Source organism: Flavobacterium sp., from assembly GCF_027482425.1.
Lineage (GTDB): Bacteria > Bacteroidota > Bacteroidia > Flavobacteriales > Flavobacteriaceae > Flavobacterium.
Window position 1 is genome coordinate 1 of sequence record NZ_JAIXWA010000044.1, and the last position, 17,381, is coordinate 17,381.

General features: G+C 42.1%; 19 protein-coding genes, 2 tRNA genes and 1 riboswitch. Of the genes, 13 read left to right on the forward strand and 8 right to left on the reverse strand.

Annotated elements, in window-relative coordinates:
• From Q0037_RS06145 to Q0037_RS06155, 3 genes are all read left to right on the forward strand, one after another.
• Positions 1-350: RNA-binding S4 domain-containing protein (locus Q0037_RS06145; RefSeq protein ID WP_297516720.1), on the forward strand; the 350-nt coding region annotated here is incomplete at its 5' end.
• The gene (locus Q0037_RS06150) at positions 331-915 is read left to right on the forward strand and encodes a methyltransferase (RefSeq protein ID WP_297516722.1); all 585 of its coding nucleotides are present in this window, start codon (positions 331-333) and stop codon (positions 913-915) included. The genes Q0037_RS06145 and Q0037_RS06150, both read left to right, overlap by 20 nt.
• 10 nt (positions 916-925) lie before the next feature.
• The gene (locus Q0037_RS06155) at positions 926-1,420 is read left to right on the forward strand and encodes a phosphoribosyltransferase family protein (RefSeq protein ID WP_297516724.1); all 495 of its coding nucleotides are present in this window, start codon (positions 926-928) and stop codon (positions 1,418-1,420) included.
• Here Q0037_RS06155 and Q0037_RS06160 read toward each other — a convergent pair.
• Positions 1,400-1,930, reverse strand: coding sequence for a shikimate kinase (locus tag Q0037_RS06160; RefSeq protein WP_297516726.1), 531 nt, complete (start codon positions 1,928-1,930; stop codon positions 1,400-1,402). The genes Q0037_RS06155 and Q0037_RS06160 overlap by 21 nt on opposite strands.
• 126 nt (positions 1,931-2,056) lie before the next feature.
• Here Q0037_RS06160 and Q0037_RS06165 point away from each other — a divergent pair.
• From Q0037_RS06165 to Q0037_RS06190, 6 genes are all read left to right on the forward strand, one after another.
• Positions 2,057-2,129: transfer RNA gene (locus tag Q0037_RS06165), tRNA-Lys, on the forward strand.
• Positions 2,130-2,168: 39 nt separating this feature from the next.
• A tRNA-Leu gene (locus Q0037_RS06170) sits at positions 2,169-2,250 on the forward strand.
• A 481-nt stretch (positions 2,251-2,731) separates the two neighbouring features.
• On the forward strand, positions 2,732-3,628 hold the full coding sequence (locus Q0037_RS06175) for a MerR family transcriptional regulator (RefSeq protein ID WP_297516728.1): 897 nt from the start codon (positions 2,732-2,734) through the stop codon (positions 3,626-3,628).
• A 54-nt stretch (positions 3,629-3,682) separates the two neighbouring features.
• A complete protein-coding gene (locus Q0037_RS06180; RefSeq protein ID WP_297516730.1) occupies positions 3,683-5,143 on the forward strand; it encodes an NAD(P)/FAD-dependent oxidoreductase in 1,461 nt (486 codons plus the stop codon).
• A gap of 15 nt (positions 5,144-5,158) precedes the next feature.
• The gene (locus tag Q0037_RS06185) at positions 5,159-5,998 is read left to right on the forward strand and encodes a phytoene/squalene synthase family protein (RefSeq protein WP_297516732.1); all 840 of its coding nucleotides are present in this window, start codon (positions 5,159-5,161) and stop codon (positions 5,996-5,998) included.
• 2 nt (positions 5,999-6,000) lie between these two features.
• Positions 6,001-6,444: a sterol desaturase family protein gene (locus Q0037_RS06190; RefSeq protein ID WP_287785750.1), complete on the forward strand. Its 444-nt coding sequence runs from the start codon at positions 6,001-6,003 to the stop codon at positions 6,442-6,444.
• A gap of 52 nt (positions 6,445-6,496) precedes the next feature.
• Here the strand turns inward: Q0037_RS06190 and Q0037_RS06195 are convergent, their stop codons facing one another.
• From Q0037_RS06195 to Q0037_RS06215, 5 genes are all read right to left on the reverse strand, one after another.
• The gene (locus Q0037_RS06195; protein WP_297516735.1) at positions 6,497-7,036 is read right to left on the reverse strand and encodes a DUF4252 domain-containing protein; all 540 of its coding nucleotides are present in this window, start codon (positions 7,034-7,036) and stop codon (positions 6,497-6,499) included.
• A 19-nt stretch (positions 7,037-7,055) separates the two neighbouring features.
• The gene (locus tag Q0037_RS06200; protein WP_367274082.1) at positions 7,056-7,604 is read right to left on the reverse strand and encodes a DUF4252 domain-containing protein; all 549 of its coding nucleotides are present in this window, start codon (positions 7,602-7,604) and stop codon (positions 7,056-7,058) included.
• 22 nt (positions 7,605-7,626) lie between these two features.
• A complete protein-coding gene (locus tag Q0037_RS06205) occupies positions 7,627-8,085 on the reverse strand; it encodes a hypothetical protein (RefSeq protein ID WP_297516737.1) in 459 nt (152 codons plus the stop codon).
• The gene (locus tag Q0037_RS06210; protein ID WP_297516739.1) at positions 8,072-8,581 is read right to left on the reverse strand and encodes a sigma-70 family RNA polymerase sigma factor; all 510 of its coding nucleotides are present in this window, start codon (positions 8,579-8,581) and stop codon (positions 8,072-8,074) included. The genes Q0037_RS06205 and Q0037_RS06210 overlap by 14 nt, the downstream gene beginning before the upstream one ends.
• Positions 8,582-8,710: 129 nt before the next feature.
• Positions 8,711-10,660 carry a TonB-dependent siderophore receptor gene (locus Q0037_RS06215; RefSeq protein WP_297516740.1) on the reverse strand — a complete coding sequence of 650 codons (1,950 nt, stop codon included), beginning with the start codon at positions 10,658-10,660 and terminating at the stop codon, positions 8,711-8,713.
• 80 nt (positions 10,661-10,740) lie between these two features.
• A riboswitch (cobalamin riboswitch) is annotated at positions 10,741-10,971 on the reverse strand.
• 611 nt (positions 10,972-11,582) lie between these two features.
• On the opposite strand from Q0037_RS06215, the gene Q0037_RS06220 reads away from it, so the two are divergent.
• The 4 genes from Q0037_RS06220 to Q0037_RS06235 all read left to right on the forward strand — a co-directional run bounded on the left by Q0037_RS06220 (position 11,583) and on the right by Q0037_RS06235 (position 15,610).
• On the forward strand, positions 11,583-12,515 hold the full coding sequence (locus Q0037_RS06220; RefSeq protein WP_297516742.1) for a hypothetical protein: 933 nt from the start codon (positions 11,583-11,585) through the stop codon (positions 12,513-12,515).
• 154 nt (positions 12,516-12,669) lie between these two features.
• On the forward strand, positions 12,670-13,806 hold the full coding sequence (locus tag Q0037_RS06225) for an ABC transporter substrate-binding protein (protein ID WP_297516744.1): 1,137 nt from the start codon (positions 12,670-12,672) through the stop codon (positions 13,804-13,806).
• Positions 13,803-14,831 carry an iron ABC transporter permease gene (locus tag Q0037_RS06230; RefSeq protein ID WP_297516746.1) on the forward strand — a complete coding sequence of 343 codons (1,029 nt, stop codon included), beginning with the start codon at positions 13,803-13,805 and terminating at the stop codon, positions 14,829-14,831. The genes Q0037_RS06225 and Q0037_RS06230 overlap by 4 nt, the downstream gene beginning before the upstream one ends.
• Positions 14,828-15,610, forward strand: coding sequence for an ABC transporter ATP-binding protein (locus tag Q0037_RS06235; RefSeq protein ID WP_297516748.1), 783 nt, complete (start codon positions 14,828-14,830; stop codon positions 15,608-15,610). Before Q0037_RS06230 ends, Q0037_RS06235 begins: the two co-directional genes overlap by 4 nt.
• Before the next feature lie 100 nt (positions 15,611-15,710).
• Here Q0037_RS06235 and Q0037_RS06240 read toward each other — a convergent pair whose 3' ends face one another.
• Together Q0037_RS06240 and Q0037_RS06245 are read right to left on the reverse strand one after the other, a co-directional pair.
• Complete coding sequence (locus Q0037_RS06240) at positions 15,711-16,697, reverse strand: DUF4476 domain-containing protein (protein WP_297516750.1); 987 nt, start codon at positions 16,695-16,697, stop codon at positions 15,711-15,713.
• An 87-nt stretch (positions 16,698-16,784) separates the two neighbouring features.
• Positions 16,785-17,357 (reverse strand): pseudouridine synthase, encoded by a 573-nt coding sequence (locus Q0037_RS06245; protein WP_297516752.1) that lies wholly within the window; start codon positions 17,355-17,357, stop codon positions 16,785-16,787.
• Between the last annotated feature and the right edge of the window lie 24 nt (positions 17,358-17,381).

Genomic DNA, 17,381 nt, shown 5'->3' on the forward strand with positions numbered 1-17,381 from the left:
CCCGAAACTTAGCCACAGAAGCTTGCAAAAAAAATCAAGTTCAGGTCAATGGGCAAGTCGCCAAAGCTTCTCGTGACGTTTATCCCGGCGACCGTATTCAGTTTCGCAAAGACCAAATAATGTACCAAATTAGCGTTTTGGATTTACCCCCAAATCGCGTAGGTGCAAAACTTACCGACATTTACCGTAAAGACGATACGCCGGCTGAAGCTTTTGCACATTTAGAAATGCTCAAACTCTCCAAAGAACACTACCGAAAAACAGGAGTGGGTCGCCCAACCAAAAAAGACCGACGCGATTTGGATGAACTTACTAATGATTCTTGGGAGGATGAAGATACTGACGAATAAATACTGGCAAGAACGCTATGAAAAAGGCGATACGGGTTGGGATATGGGCGCACCTTCTCCGCCCTTGAAAGCGTATTTGGATCAAGTGGAGGACAAAAATAAAGCGCTACTCATTCCCGGAGCCGGTCATGGGTATGAATTGGAGTATGCGCTATCCCTTGGATTTACCAACATCACCCTATTGGATTATGCGGAAGCACCGTTGCAAGCTATTCGAAATCGACTTCCTGAAAATGAACACTTTCGCTTGGTACAATCCGATTTTTTTGACCATTATGACGCCTATGATTTGATTATAGAGCAAACGTTTTTTTGTGCGCTTTCGCCTTCGTTAAGAGATGACTATGCATCGAAAATGCATGAATTATTGAAACCGGGAGGCAAATTGGTTGGACTATTTTTTCAATTTCCGCTAACCAAATCGGGCCCTCCTTTTGGGGGATCAGCATCGGAGTATTGGAAACGGTTTGAACCCTTGTTTTCAATTCAAACGCTAGAAACCTGCTACAATTCGATTCCACCCCGTCAAGGAAACGAACTCTTTTTTATCTTTAACAAAAAATAACACCCGCCTCATGAACGAGCATCGCATTTTGGACCACCAACAAATTGAGCACACGTTAAAGCGTATTGCCTATCAAATTTATGAAACCTTTGTATCAGAAGAACATATTGTACTTGCTGGTATTGCCTCCAACGGTTATATTCTTGCCGAACGATTGGGAGCCATACTAGAGTCGATATCACCGTTGAAAGTTGAATTGTGTGCGGTACATATGAATAAACAAGCGCCTTTAGAACCGATTACCACTTCTTTGGCACCAGAGCAGTATGCGCACAAAGGAATTGTGGTTGTTGATGATGTTTTAAATTCAGGTAGTACGTTGATGTATGGCGTAAAACACTTTTTAAATGTGCCTATAAAAAAATGTAAAACCGTTGTACTCGTAGACCGTAATCACAAAAACTATCCTATTAAAGTTGATTTTAAAGGCATTTCACTTTCAACTTCGCTTCAAGAACATGTAACCGTTGTTTTGGAAGAGGAATCATACGCCTTCTTGAGTTAACCAACGGCGAATCTCCAATACAATTTCCTCGGGCGTTTTATCATCAATGGCAACGGTCAAACGGGACTGTAAATAATAGTAACTGCGATCAAACAAATGCTTGGCTATGTACTCTTCTAGTTCAGCCTCAGGCAGGTTTTGAATAAGAGGTCGTTGTACTTTTTGCGATTGTAAGCGCTGGGCTAAAGTGGTCACACTTCCCTTTAGGTACACCGAATAAACATGCTCGCGTTGCAACCACTCGTGATGATTATAATAACAAGGCGTTCCTCCTCCTGTACTCATGACAAAAGAATTAGGGGACTGCATCCATTGCTCAAAAGACTGATGCTCTAACTTGCGAAAAGCCAATTCCCCCTTTTCGGCAAACAATGTTGGGATTGAAATTCCTGCCACTTTTTCAATTTCGAAATCAAGTTCTACAAAAGTACAATCCATCTGTTGGGCCAACAACGCGCCAACGGTGGACTTACCCGACCCCATATACCCTGTTAAAACGACTTTAAACATAGACTAAATCCTTAGCAATTAAGGTCTTAAGTTACGAACTGAAAAAAAGGTAAATTTATAATAAATTTGGTTTGAAAAATTAATTTAATCCCCTTATATTTGCACCCGCATTCAAGAAATGTGATCGACTCGATAGCTCAGTTGGTAGAGCACAACACTTTTAATGTTGGGGTCCTGGGTTCGAGCCCCAGTCGGGTCACTAAAGAGACGTTGCGTGCAACGTCTTTATTGTTTTTTAGGCCACGTGGAGAAATTGGTAGACTCGCCATCTTGAGGGGGTGGTGCTGCAAGGCGTATGGGTTCGAATCCCATCGTGGTCACGAATAAATAAAAATCCCAAAAACGAATGAAAATTTATTTTCAAATTCGTTTTCGGGATTTTTATTTTCAAAGCGGAGCTTTGTGGGAACTGCGAAGCAGAATCCCATTCGTGAAGTCCAATAAAATAGTCTATTCTAGCTTTGTGGGAACTGCGAAGCAGAATCCCATTCGTGAAGTCCAATGAAAGAGTCCATTCTAGCTTTGTGGGAACTGCAAAGCAGAATCCCATTCGTGAAGTCCAATGAAATAGTCCATTCTAGCTTTGTGGGAACCGCACTGCGGATTCCCATTTGTAAACATGCATAAATTTTCAATCCTTTCATCTAATTTGAATCTTTTGCAATTGCTTCACAACCCAACAACCATTTCTAAAAAAAAGGAACAAATAACACCTTCTTATAGCTATTTCGAATAAATTTGTCTTAAAATACTTTTTTGTTTAATATTTTTAGTACTTTTGTTAAACAAAACAAAGTAGTTATGAACAGTGTCAAAAATACATTCAGTATCAAAGACTTGGAAAATCTTTCCGGGATCAAGGCCCATACCATTCGCATTTGGGAAAAGCGATACAATGTTTTTGAGCCTACGCGAACCGACACTAATATTCGTCTTTACGATATTAAAGCCCTTCAAAAATTATTAAATATCACACTTCTTCACGATTACGGATACAAAATTTCGAAAATATCCAAACTGAGTGACGAAGAAATCAAAGCCAAAGTGCGGGGTATCGTTTCTGAAAAAAGCGCCAAACATCACGCCATTAGTTCGTTTAAAATGGCCATGATGAATTTTGACCAGAAGCTCTTTTTTGAAACCTATGACGAACTTTTATCGGAAAAAAACTTCAATGAGGTTTTCTTCGAAGTTTTCATTCCCCTCATGGAAGAATTGGGGGAATTATGGCAGTCCGACACCATTACACCCGCCCATGAACACTTTATTAGTTACTTAATAAAACTCAAATTACTCATAAATACAGAGGAGGTCATAAAAAAACCTGCACTTTTTGATGACAAAACCTTTGTATTATTCTTACCTTTAAACGAAATTCACGAATTGGGTCTTATGTACCTAAACTACGAACTCAATTACCGCGGCTATTCTACCGTGTATTTGGGCGAAAGTGTTCCCGTTGAAAATTTAGCCGATCTAAAAAAATATTTTAATAATATTGTTTGTATCGGCTACATTACTGTGGAACCCGACAAAGACAATGTGAATGATTACGTTCAAACCTTACAAAATACCGTTTTGGAAGACGCTAACGAAGTGTGGCTTATCGGGCGAATGACCGAAAATATTAGCCCTCGCGTGGTCAATCCCAAAACCAAAATTTTCAAATCGATAACCGAATTGCTCGGCGAATTGTAAAATTTTCTTAAGAAGTTAATGTTGTTTAACTTTTTTATATATTTGTTAAACAATATGAAAAAAGAAATTGCTATCCTCGGATCCGGGTTTTCATCCCTAGCTGCCGCGTGCTACTTAGCACAGCAAGGGCACGCTGTTACCATTTATGAAAAAAATAGTACCATTGGCGGTCGGGCTCGACAGCTCAAGCGCGATGGTTTCACTTTTGACATTGGCCCCACATGGTACTGGATGCCCGATGTTTTTGAACGATTCTTTGCCGATTTTGGAAAAAAACCTTCCGACTACTACACTCTAATAAAATTAAATCCTGCGTATCAAGTCTATTTTGACATTCGGGATTTCATTACCATTAGCGACAATTTAGAAGATATCGCAGCCACATTTGAAGCGGAGGAAAAAGGGAGCGGCGAAACGTTGAAAAAGTTCATGAAAGAAGCGCAAAGTAACTACGACATTGCGATCAAAGATTTAGTGTACCGCCCCGGTGAATCCCCACTTGAACTGGTCACCATGGAGACCGCTAGCCGTGTGGGGCAGTTTTTTAGTAACATTTCACGCGACATACGGAAACGCTTTAAAAATCCAAAACTCATCTCAATTTTGGAGTTTCCCGTATTATTTTTAGGTGCAAAACCTTCCGATACGCCCTCTTTTTATAGCTTCATGAACTTTGCCGATTTCGGTTTGGGGACATGGCATCCGAAAAACGGGATGTATTCGGTTATTCTAGGGATGGAAAAGCTAGCCCGAGAGTTGGGGGTTACCATTATAACCAATGCGCCTGTTGAAAAGATTGATGTTTTAGAAAAAAAAGCTACAGGTATCCGAATAAATGGTACCTTTACCAAAGCCGATATTGTCGTTTCGGGTGCAGATTACCACCATACGGAACAATTATTGGAGCCGGCATACCGAGCCTATTCTGAATCGTATTGGGAAAATCGAACCTTTGCCCCTTCATCGTTATTGTTCTATGTCGGGTTGAATAAAAAATTATGCAACGTTGAACACCATAGTTTGTTTTTTGATGTTGATTTTGATGCACATGCAGCATCGATTTATGATCATCCTGAATGGCCAAAAGAACCACTGTTTTATGCAAGTTTCCCTTCTAAAACAGACTCTAATGTGGCGCCAGAGGGACATGAAGCTGCGATTTTCCTTATTCCTTTAGCCCCAGGATTGGAAGATACAGAAGCATTGCGAAATACCTATTTTGAAAAAATTATCACTCGTTTGGAACAGTTAACTGAACAACCGGTGAGAGAACATATCCTGTTTAAAGAATCCTTCTGTGTGAATGACTTTATCAAAGAATACAATTCATACAAAGGCAATGCGTACGGCATGGCAAATACGCTTTTGCAGACGGCATTTTTACGACCCAAATTACGCAGCCGCAAAGTGAAACAGCTCTATTTCACTGGCCAGCTTACCGTACCGGGCCCCGGAGTACCGCCCTCGTTAATTTCAGGGAAACTGGTGGCAGAATTGATTGCAAAATACAACTAAATAGACCAACAAGTTATGAAATCGCTGTTTGATAAGGTATCCCATGAGTGCAGTCGTACGACGACCAAAGCGTATAGTACGTCATTTTCGACTGCTGTAAAAATGTTGGCTCCTACCATCCGCCAAGATATCTACAACATTTATGGCTTCGTCCGTTTTGCGGATGAAATTGTGGACACCTTTCACGATTACGACAAGGCAACCTTGTTTACCCGCTTTGAATCCGACCTTGAACATGCACTCGAAGACCGTATCAGTTTAAATCCCATACTGAATTCATTTCAACGTACGGTGCATCAATACAACATACCCCGACATTTGATCGCTGCTTTTATGAAGAGTATGAAAATGGATTTACACAAAAGCAAGTACCACACTTTTTCAGAATACCAAGAATATATTTATGGGTCTGCCGATGTGGTGGGGTTGATGTGCCTAATGGTTTTTGTAAATGGCGATGAACAAAAATACAACGAACTCAAAGATGCCGCGATGCGTTTGGGCTCAGCGTTTCAAAAGGTAAATTTCTTGCGCGACTTAAAAGCCGATTTTGAAGATTTAAGTCGAACCTATTTTCCAAACACCGATTTAACCCAATTGGATGAAGCTTCAAAAGCCGAAATTATTCGAGACATTGAAGCCGATTTTGAAGCCGCTTACGCGGGCATTATCAAATTACCTATGGAAGCGAAATTTGGTGTATATACGGCCTACATATATTATAAAAAACTGTTGACTAAGCTAAAACGAACGCCCTCAATGGAAATTCGTTCCACCCGTATTCGCGTACCCGATTACCAAAAAATAGGCTTATTGGCCAAATGTTATGTCAATTATCGATTAAATATTTTGTAAATATGGGATTGCATATTCTCGTTTTCTTTTTAACGTTTTTCATGATGGAATTTATGGCATGGTTTACCCATAAATACGTTATGCATGGCTTTTTATGGTCTTTACATGCCGATCACCACAAAAAAGACCATGACTCATGGTTTGAACGTAACGATGCTTTCTTCATTTTTTATGCCGTCGTAAGTATGGGCTTTTTCTTGCTTTGGCAAAACAACATCTTATCGATTGGATTAGCCATTGGATTGGGCATTTTTGCCTACGGATTAGCCTACTTTTTGGTCCACGACATATTCATTCACCAACGTTTTAAAATGTTCCGAAATGCCAACAATCGCTATGCAAAAGCGGTACGTCGGGCACACAAAATGCACCACAAACACATCGGAAAAGAAGATGGCGAATGTTTTGGAATGCTCATTGTTCCCCTTAAATATTTCAAAAAATAAAAAAATCCCGGTTCATTACGAATCGGGATTTTTTTTCACTAACTCCAAACCCTTACGGTTTAAATATTTGCTGCAACGGTTGCAACTGCTGCATATTTAACTCTGTATTTTGCATTACCGACAAAAAGGTCATCGCATCGGCGGGATTCATATCTTCACCTAAAATTCGAATAACAGTCAATCCACCTCCTGATTTACTCCCAAAAAGTACAATTTCATCGACCTTATCCTCTTCCCCAACAATACTAATGGAACCTCCCTCTTTACCAGACCCGAAATGCATTAATTCGGCATATTGTGTGGTATCTTTAAGTATTGTACGCACGGTTTGAAATTCACGTTCCAACTGCTTTGGTTGCTTCGGATCGGCTTTGTAAAACATGACATTCAACTTTTTGAAGGTCTTCAACACCCGTTTTTGTTCGGGAGTCAAAGAGGCTTTATCGGTATTGATAATACTTGAAGGCACATCAAAAACACTAAAACCCGGTTGTTGTTGTTTGCCTACAAAATATTTTTGCATTGTGGGTTCTGATTGACAACCAAAAAGAGTCACACTCAATAAAAAAGCGACAGTGATTACAGTTTTCATACGCTTCAAACTTCTACGATTACTTTTTTCCTGCTTTTTCTAAGGCTTCCCCTCCGGGCAAATTCATTTTTTCGGTCAACGTAGACAGTTCATCCAAATCAAAAGTACCGGTTAACGACATTAATACTGTTTCTTCTTTACCCGACCCTTCAATGAACATCAAGAGTTCTTTAACTTGCGATTCATTTGCCCCTGAGCGTACATAAATACGCACTGATTTTCCTTTTTCGGTAACCCGCATGAGTTCTTCCAAGCCCGCACTTTTGATGTGTTTTAGGGCTTCCACTTTCATCTCAGTAGCGCGTTTGGTATTGGTTGTCATAAAGACTTTTAGGTTGTCCAATTTTTTGATTAAGGCTAAAAACTGCTGTCCTTCTTTGTCCTTGACTTCCATTTTGGCCATCAAGGCAAACATTTTTTTGTTGACAATGACGGCACGAATGTCCTCTTGATTGTCAAACTTTTCAAAAGCCGACTGCGCGGTTCCTGATTGAACTGCAAATACAACCAAAAGGAGCATTACGAATTGCTTCATACGTTGTACTGAATTAACTACACTTGTTTTCATACGATTCGTTTTTTGATGATGATTATTGTTTAAAAATTTGATTCTTTGAATTTTCGTATTCTTTCAAATACCCCATGCTTTCTATGCCGGTATTCAAATGACCCGACACCATCGCCAAGGCCTCTTGGGTGGCAGCATAGGCTTCTTCGGGAGTGTCATAGGTTCCCAACTCGGTTTGCGCAAGGGCTTGAGGGGCATCCGATGGAGAATACCACGTCATAAAACCAATTCCAAGCATGACCACTACACTCGCCGCAACCAACCATCCGATGAAGACATTACGTCCCGACTTGAGTTGAATGGGTGGTGTCATTTGTTCTTGTTTGGCTTTGGCAAAATACCCAAACAGGGATCGATAGGACTCCAAATGGGGGGGCACGTTAATTCCTTGAAAGAATGTTTTCAATGTTTGCTCCTCCTCCAAAGTGGTCACCCCTTCAAAATAACGCTCCAAAAGCATTTCTATCTTATTCCATTCCATAATGATGTAATTGTGTCATTCGTTCACGTAATGTTTTTCTTGCGCGGGATAACGCCACCCGCACGGCGGTTTCATTCATCTCCAAAATAGTGGCGATTTCTGCAAAATCATAATCCTCTACTTCACGCATTTGAAGAATCATTCGTTGTTGTTCAGGCAATTCTTGCATGACTTTTTCAACCCACTGCAAGCTATCGCTATCCTCTACTTGCTGCTGTAATCCCGCTTGCCGATCTTGGTAATTAGAATGCACCAACTGCAAATTCCCAGCACGCTTTGATTTCAACTGATCCAAACAATAGTTTTTGGTCATCGTCATCGCCATCGCCTCGACACTCTTCAATTCCTCAAGAGTATTTTGCTTGGTCCATAACTTTACCATCACTTCCTGCGTAGCATCTTCGGCCTCCTCAGTACTCACCAACAACCGTTTGGCCAGACGAAATACTTTGTCTTTAAACGGCGTAATTAAGGCTACAAATTCGTGCTGTTGCATCGGAATAGAGGGTTATAAAAGGAAGACGAACCACCTTCCTTGTTGTTACAAAGAAACGTCACATTTTATTCAAAAAAAAAAGCTCCCCCCTGAAAATCAAGGAGGAGCAGTAGGTTTTGGTAAAAAAAATTACAGATTCAAATTCAATCCGATACTAAAATTACGCCCTCGAGTGGTATACCCAATGGTTTCCGTAAAATTGGCATTCTGCATATTGGTCACAGCGGCAAAAAGGGTGAGTTGGTTTTTAAATACTTCAAATTTCACCAAACCATTGAACAAGCGGTAGGCACTCAAATCAACGCCTGTGGTCGTAAAGGTTGCCCCATCAAAAAACAAATCCCGACGGGTATCGACATATTGATAATTAACATTGATAAACCAACGCGAGGAAGGGGTAATATCCAGCCCGATATTGGCTTTATGCTTCGGAATCAAACGATTCAACGCTTCATCGACTTGGGTAAAAGTATAGTTAGCGGTTACGTGAACTTTTTTATGTACTTGCCAAGCCAAATCCGCTTCAACCCCACGCGCCTTGTTCAATCCCGATATGTTGATGTAATTGGAAGCAAACGTTACTGGGTCGGTAAAAAAGCCAAAACTATCGACTTGCTCCCGGTAAAAACCTACAGCACTTACCCGTATTTTTTTCTGTAAAAATTGGGCTTCAGCCCCCAACTCCGCCGTACGATTCGTTTCGGGTTTTAATTGCGTATTGCCAAAAGGCGAATACAATTGAAACAAACTAGGCGTTACAAAAGCGGTACTCCAAGAAGAAAGTAGTTTTATGGGCAGCGACTTCAATTGGAACGATGGGTTCACATTGTATACCCAATTGTTCCCGTATGCACTGTGGTGATTCCAACGGGCACCCGCGTTTACATTTCCACCCCATGTTGTAGTCCAAACTAAAGTCATATACGGATCAATAATGGCAAACTTTGTAGCTTCTCTTCGTTGGGCACCAAAAGGCGTCTGGGTTTGCATGTCATGAAATTGGTATTGTGTTCCCGCAACGAGATACAGTTTATCGGTAAGATTGTATTTGGAAAACAAATCGACATTCACCGAACGTCCAGCGTACTCTGAGGCATCGGTTGTTCCCGACCACGTGTTGAATTCATCGTAACGACGTACGATTTTGGAGTAAGCCGCGATCAATTTTAACTCCCCCTTGCGGAACGAAAGTGTGGGCGTAAATCCCCAACGCGTTTGCTCTGATGTCGTTGTATTGATAGGCGTGTCACCGGTACCTGTGTTGTCAAACGCTTGGTCGTAATCATTGGCAATGCGATCGACTTGGGCAAAAGCCTCCCAACGGAAACGCGAAGAAACTTTATACCCGAATTTTCCGTGGTAGTTCAATCGTGAAAAACGGTCCTCCTCATACGTTTGTCCCGCAGGTGGCGCCAACTGCGATAGGTTGCCCGACGCTGTACTATTCAGCCCTGCTTGATACGTAAAACCACCCGAGGTACCATTGACCGAAAATCCTTGGTTGAACTCCTGCCCATTGATCGTACTTTGAGCCGCTGAATTATTGGAACCGATATTCAAATACGCCTGTCCTTGCAGTGCTTTTTTACCCGCCCCTTTGGTGGTAATGTTGATGACAGCCGTTGCCGCTCCCGTGCCATAGAGTGTACTGGCGGCTCCTTTCATGATTTCGATACTTTCGATTTGATCGACGGCCAACAAGCGTAAATCAAACTCAAAACTGATGCCCGAAGGATCGGTAACAGGAACGCCATCTATAACAATTAAAACTTGCTGATTGCGTCCGCCGCGAACATAGTAGCCTAAGTTTTTACCGTTGGCACTCTGATTGCCATTGATTTCAACACCCGCCACGGTAGAAAGCACTTGCGCCAAGGTTTGTCCCTTGCGCTGCTCTAAGGATTCCCGTGAAATTTTGACAATGACTTTTCCTGATTTTTCTTTGCGTTGCGCAAACTTGGTGTCAGAAATCACCACTTCATCCAATTGGTTCACGCGGGTTGAATCGGATTGCTGTGCATACGACACAGCCGATACCCATGCCGACAAAGCACAGATACCCCAAAGGTTTTTTTTCATTTTTTTAATTCCCTTAATGAATAATTACTGGGGAAAAAAGTATAGAATTACCCATACCCAAACTTTTATTCCCGAAAGTTTGATACTCCACGTATTATGGCAGGTCTCCTGGCTTGCGTCTTGTTTTTTTACCTTCTCACTCCCAAGAGAGCAATGGCTTTGAAGTAAAAACAAGCTTATTAGCATACAGTTGCGGGTACAGCTCAGGATTTGAAAGAATAATTCAAAATTTAAAATACTCATTCGTACCTGATTCCCTTTTAATGTATGTACACAACCGTGCACAAACAACCGAAATACAAGCGCAAAGGTACACGAATATTTGAAAAGTAAAAATCCTGATGGGCTTTTTAATTGCCCCATTTTTACCAACGTTACTAAAACTTCAAGGAACTCTTTTGGGGTAAAAACAAACCAATTTATGCTTCACTTCTCCTCTCGTCGAAAGGACAACTTTGTGTATAAAGCTGCTGAGACACTGAGACGTTAAGCTACTGAGCAAACGTTGCGTGAAAAATGGGTTGGGATTTCTCCTATCGTCGAAAGGACAACTTTATGTATAAAGCTGCTGAGACACGAGACGCTAAGCTACTTAGCAAATGTTGCGTGAAAAATGGGATGGGATTTCTCCTATCGTCGAAAGGACAACAGGGTGTTGTAAACCTACTGAGACGCTTATCTACTGAAAAGTAAGCGCCCGCTCCCTAAACTTCAGCCCCTTCGCGTGGTCTAGTAAAGAAAAAATCGCACCCCTTATTGTTTTTCCCAAAAGCACCCTTCCCAAACCGTTCCCAACTTTGCGCCCACAACAATACTGCAACCTCTATACACACAAAAAACCAATATCTCCCTAATTTGTACCCTAAAGTTCGTAGCTTCGCCCTTGTGGTAAACAGAACCCATTCCCTAAAAAATAAAACACATGGACCCCTTCTTTAAATTACTTACCATCGTCTTGTTCTTTAGCAGCTCCCTTTTTGCGCAAGAAGCAGCACTGATCCAATACAAAAGTGAAATGATTGCCTATATGGCGTTTGACCAAAAATATCCCACGCCGAATGCCGCCCAAAAAAAGCAGAAAGACTCCTTATTCCAACAAATGGAACAGTCCTTTCAATCCTTTGTACGCCACAAAGACAGTCATCAAAAGGCCAAACTGAAGGGAAATTTAGCCCTACAAAACCGGGGAATTACCTACAGCGATCTAGGGCGCTATTTTTACGACGACCCTTTGGAACGGCAACAAAGAGACATCCACTTGATGTTTTATGGGGTGTACGACTACAAACTTCCTGATTTCGTGTCGGTATATATTCAAATTTTTACCCTCGAAAAGGAAACCTATGCCATTTATTACCGTAAACTAAACGGTAAGGGAACGTACTATGTAAAAGACATTAATTCGAATACGATTTGCTTTACTAGTGATGCTTTTACTCCCGAGCGCCCGATACTCGCCCTACATGCCTTGGATGCCCAACACCTTCTCTTCATCGAAAGCATGCACCGTCAAGGACATCGCGCCTATGTGATAAAAAAAGGGAAAACGAACTTCCAACCCATTCGCGCCTTTGAAGGAAAAACCTGGGCAAATCCTACTACACCCATCACCAAATCTACACCCATGGTATTTCAATCCCAACGCCAATACCTTTATATCGCTGGAAATGAAAACCTCATCAACAGCTACGAATTTCGCCCCCTCCTCTTTTTTGAACCCAAAACCAAAACACTCACCTATACCATCAATCAAGAAGGGAAAAAAGTCACCGCTTCTTGGAGCAAACAACGTTATAAAATTGACGACTTTTTCCTGGGGCAGTACAAAGATGACCGAGCCATGCCGCGTTTGTAAAGTATGCCTTTCTGGTTTACGGGCCAGTAGCATAAAAACAGTATTGGTAATCTATCCCTAAAAAAAACGTATGCATAAAAGCTGTACATTTTCTCCCCTTCGTTTAGCACAAAATCATCCGTAAAAAACATTACTTTTACACAAAGTTTCGGTTATGAAAATCTGCGTCAGGCTGCTGGGCCTCCTTGTATTGATTGTTGGATTTGGCTGCCAATCCGACCGCTCCCGCTCTGATCGCCCGCAAGGGCAAAATACGGTACGGTATGCTACAGGGTTTACCCTTCAAAATTACAAGGACGTAACCGTGATAACCGTCAAAAACCCTTGGCCCGAAGCCCAAAAAACCTACCGGTATGTATTGCACAAAAAAGGAGCGTCTATACCCGATTCACTTCAACAACTCCCACAAATCACGATTCCGATACAGCACATTGTGGTTACCTCCACAACCCATATACCTTCCTTGGAAATGTTGGGAAAAGTGCCCAGCTTGATTGGTTTTCCGCAACTCGATTACATTTCCTCCGAAACCGTTCGAGCGCGCATTGCGAAAGGAAAAATTACCGAATTGGGGAAAAATCAATCCCTGAATATCGAGCGACTGATTACCCTTAAACCCGATGTGGTTATAGGGTATGGCATCGACAATCACAATCCCACCCTCGACAACCTCCAACGCAGTGGCGTAAAAGTGCTACTTAATGGCGACTGGAACGAACAAAATCCGCTGGGACGTGCTGAATGGATTAAGTTTTTTGGAGCGTTATATGACAAACAAGCTATGGCAGAGACCGTGTTTACAAAAATTGAAAAAGATTACCTCAAAACCAAACGCATTGCCACACACGCTCGTCGCAAACCCACGGTCATGGCTGGCGATTTGTTTGAAGGCCAATGGTACCTCCCTAGAGGGGAGAGCTGGGGCAGTTTACTCCTCAAAGAAGCACAAGGCAATTACCTTTGGAGCGCCACAAAAGGCACCGGAAGCCTTGCATTATCATTTGAAACGGTGTTTGATAAAGCACACAACGCCGATCTTTGGATTACTTCAGGTCAGTTTCAAACGCTAACGGATATGGCGGCCCAGAATCCGCATTACCGCCAATTCAAAGCGTTTCAAAATCAAAAAGTATATTCCTTTCACCGAAAAAAAACAAAAAATAAGGGAAGCCTATACTATGAATTGGCCCCAAACCGACCTGATTTGGTACTGAAAGATTTGGTGAAAATACTCCATCCAGAATTGTTACCTTCGTACCAACTCTATTTTTTTATGCCCTTACAACCGTGACCCTAACAACTCGTCATCGCTGGCTTTTTGCCCTATTAAGTGGACTCCTACTGTTGGCCCTTCTAAGCAATATCGCTTGGGGGCAAGTGGCTATTCCCTTGGGTGATGTTTTGCACACCATTTTGGGGCAAACCTCTGTCAAATCGACCTGGTCGTATATCATCCTTGAATTTCGAATCCCAAAAGCGCTCACGGCTATTTTGGTGGGTATGGGCTTATCGACCTGTGGGTTATTGATGCAAACGCTTTTCCGCAACCCTTTGGCAGGTCCTTATGTGCTCGGACTCAGCTCGGGATCGAGTTTGGGCGTAGCTTTGGTACTCTTGGGAGCGGGATTGTTGCCCACCGGACTTTACACCGTGCTTACGGGGCCTTACGGATTGGTTACCGCATCGTGCTTGGGAAGTTTAGGGGTTATGGCATTGGTATTGGTTTTGGCTCGAAAACTTCGGGATAGTTCGGGTTTATTGATCGTGGGACTCATGTTTGGAAGTTTTACGGCAGCCGCGGTTTCTGTGCTTACGTACTTCAGTTCGGCCGAACAATTACAACGGTTTACGTTTTGGAGTATGGGGAATTTAGGCAATATGACCTATGCACAAATAGGAATTCTTACATTTTGTTTAGGGATTGGCTTACTACTTACCTTGCAGAGTTTAAAAGCGTTGGATGGTTTGTTGTTGGGCGAAAACTATGCAGCCAGCTTAGGCATATCGTTACGGAAATCACGTTTACGTATCATTTGGGCCACTGCTTTACTTTGCGGGAGCATCACCGCATTTGTGGGCCCCATCGCTTTTGTTGGTTTGGCGGTTCCACATTTGGCAAAACTTTTATTTCAAACCAGTAAACACGGAATTTTATTGGCCGCTACTTTACTAATTGGGGCCATAATTATGCTCGGATGTGATACGGTAGCACAAATGCCCGGATTCGATTTTACCTTGCCGATCAATGCTATAACCTCTATAATCGGTGCCCCAGTTGTCATTGGTTTAATTATTCGTAAAAAAGCCTTGCTATGAGTACGTCCCCTCTTTTACGTGTGCGCGATTTAGCTATTGGTTATCAAAAAGGAAACAATACGCTTCTCTTGGCAGAGCAGTTGCACTTTGCGCTCAAAGCGGGACAGTTAATTAGTCTTATTGGCCCAAATGGGGTTGGAAAATCAACCTTATTGCGAACCCTGTGCGGAATTCAATCCCCGTTATCGGGATCGATTTTTTGGGAGGACAAACCCTTGGAGGAATGGACTACTGAACAACGTGCCCGCAAATTGGCCTTGGTATTGACCGATAAAATTCCAAAAAGTAACCTAACCGTCTATGAATTGATTGCCCTCGGTCGCCATCCCTACACCAATTGGCTTGGGCAACTCGCCCCCGAAGACATAGTCGCCATCGAAACAGCGATGCATCAAACCGAAGTGACCCTTTGGCGCGATCGAAAACATTATGAATTAAGTGATGGGCAGTTGCAACGCGTTTTGATTGCCCGAGCCTTGGCTCAAGACACCCCATGGATTGTATTGGATGAACCGACGACCCATTTGGATTTAGTGCACAAAGTGGGTGTGTTTCAATTGCTACAACGAGTAGCGCACCAAACGGGAAAATGCATTCTCTTTTCCACCCATGATATTGACCTAGCCATACAACTTTCGGACGAAATGTTGATCATGACCCCCAATCAAATGGTGTTAGACCAACCGTGTAATCATATTCAATCTGGAATATTTAATACGCTATTTACCGATGAACACATTCGCTTTGATGCTGAAAAAGGGCGGTTTGTAATTACCTAACTGAATTCCTTTTATGGCATAAAGTCAATATTTCTTTTTTTAATAAAAATAAAAAGCTGCTCCGAAGAACAGCTTTTTTACTTTTATGACACTAACTCGATTATTGGCGGCTTTGCACATAATCTGATAATTCATCAGCATTGGAACTAAAACTGAAAATACCGTTCAATTTGAAATAATTACGGGGTTCGATACAATAATCATAGGCAAATTTAGCAAACTCTAATTTGTTATCATCAAAGCTAAACAAGTTGGCAATTTGCATGATTTGATCCACATTCAAACAGTTCACCGCCACAATTTGCTTGGCAGTTTTCATACGAGAGTCTTCAAAAGCCTGATTTTTTAAGGTCGTCAACGCAGCATTATAATCTGCAGGACGCATACAGCTACGGCTAGGACATCCCACAGGGGCTACTTCAACAGGTATCGGAGCAACATGACCACCCACATGAGACGAAGAAGTCGTTGTCGTCGTGGTTTGAGTTACGGTTCCGCCCATACCCATATTGTCGTTAATCGAAACGCCCATGTTTAGTCCACCAATATTGATATTGGCGTTGATATTGTCCCCACCATTGGTGGTAGTCGTAGTCGTAGTTTGAGTAACCGTACCCCCATGAACTGGAACCGGTTGTTGAACCACTACGGTTTGCCCAGGATTTACGGGACGCGGACGGGGTTGACCGTAATGCATCACGTACACGTTGGCAGGAGGAACAAAATTGGGTTGCACAGGCACCGCTGAGAAGAAATTCAATTTCATTTTCCCTTTTTTGTTGCGGTCGCGACGAATTTTATACGTTACATCCGACATGATACCGTCGGGATCAGCGATCATCATGTTGTTGGTTGTAATATCCATCAACGTTTTGTCTTCAAATTGAATGCGCGCGTTGTAGTACGGCTGATTCAAGTCCTCAACCCGAATGTTGGTTTGGGGGATATCATTTTGCATTTCCCCATTTAAAATAAGGTAAAATTTGTCTCCATCTTCAGAGAAAATAGTCAAGTGACCAATTTGTCCTACTTGAGCCATAGACACTGCCGAAAGTAGCACAAACAATACGGAAGTAATTTTTTTCATGATGATTGTTTTTTTGGTAAAAATACGGGTTATCTGTTAATTTCCAAATTCAAAAATAAAGCCAAATTTATTTTTTTAATAAAATCGTTACAAGCCAACCTGTTCAAAATGGGGAACTTCTTGCACCCTGCCTGCATTTATATTCAAGGAAATACCGCCCACGCGAACCCGAACCAAACGTAACGTTGGAAAACCCACTGCTGCGGTCATTTTGCGCACTTGACGAAATTTCCCTTCGGTGAGCGTTAAGGATATCCAACTGGTGGGACCGTGACGGGCATCGCGTATGCGTCGACCTTCGCCAATACAAGGTGGCAAAGTAATAACAAGCCGAACATGACACGGTTGGGTGATGTATCGAATGCCTTTGAACCCAATTTCAACACCCGCTTCCAATTGCGCTATCGCAATAGGGTTAATCAAACCATCGACTTGTGCATAATATTCTTTTTCTACTGATTTACTGCGCACCCGTTCGCTTTCTTGACCGTCTGTGGTAAGTAATAACAACCCTTCCGAATCTTCGTCCAAACGTCCAATAGCCATAGTCCCTTCAGGGAAATCAAAAAGTTCCCCCAATAATTTCTTGGGACGTTTTTTTTGGTAAATAAACTGACTTAAATACCCATGGGGTTTGTGCAAAAGAAAATGACGATGCATGAAGACTTTTGTTTTTACAAACAT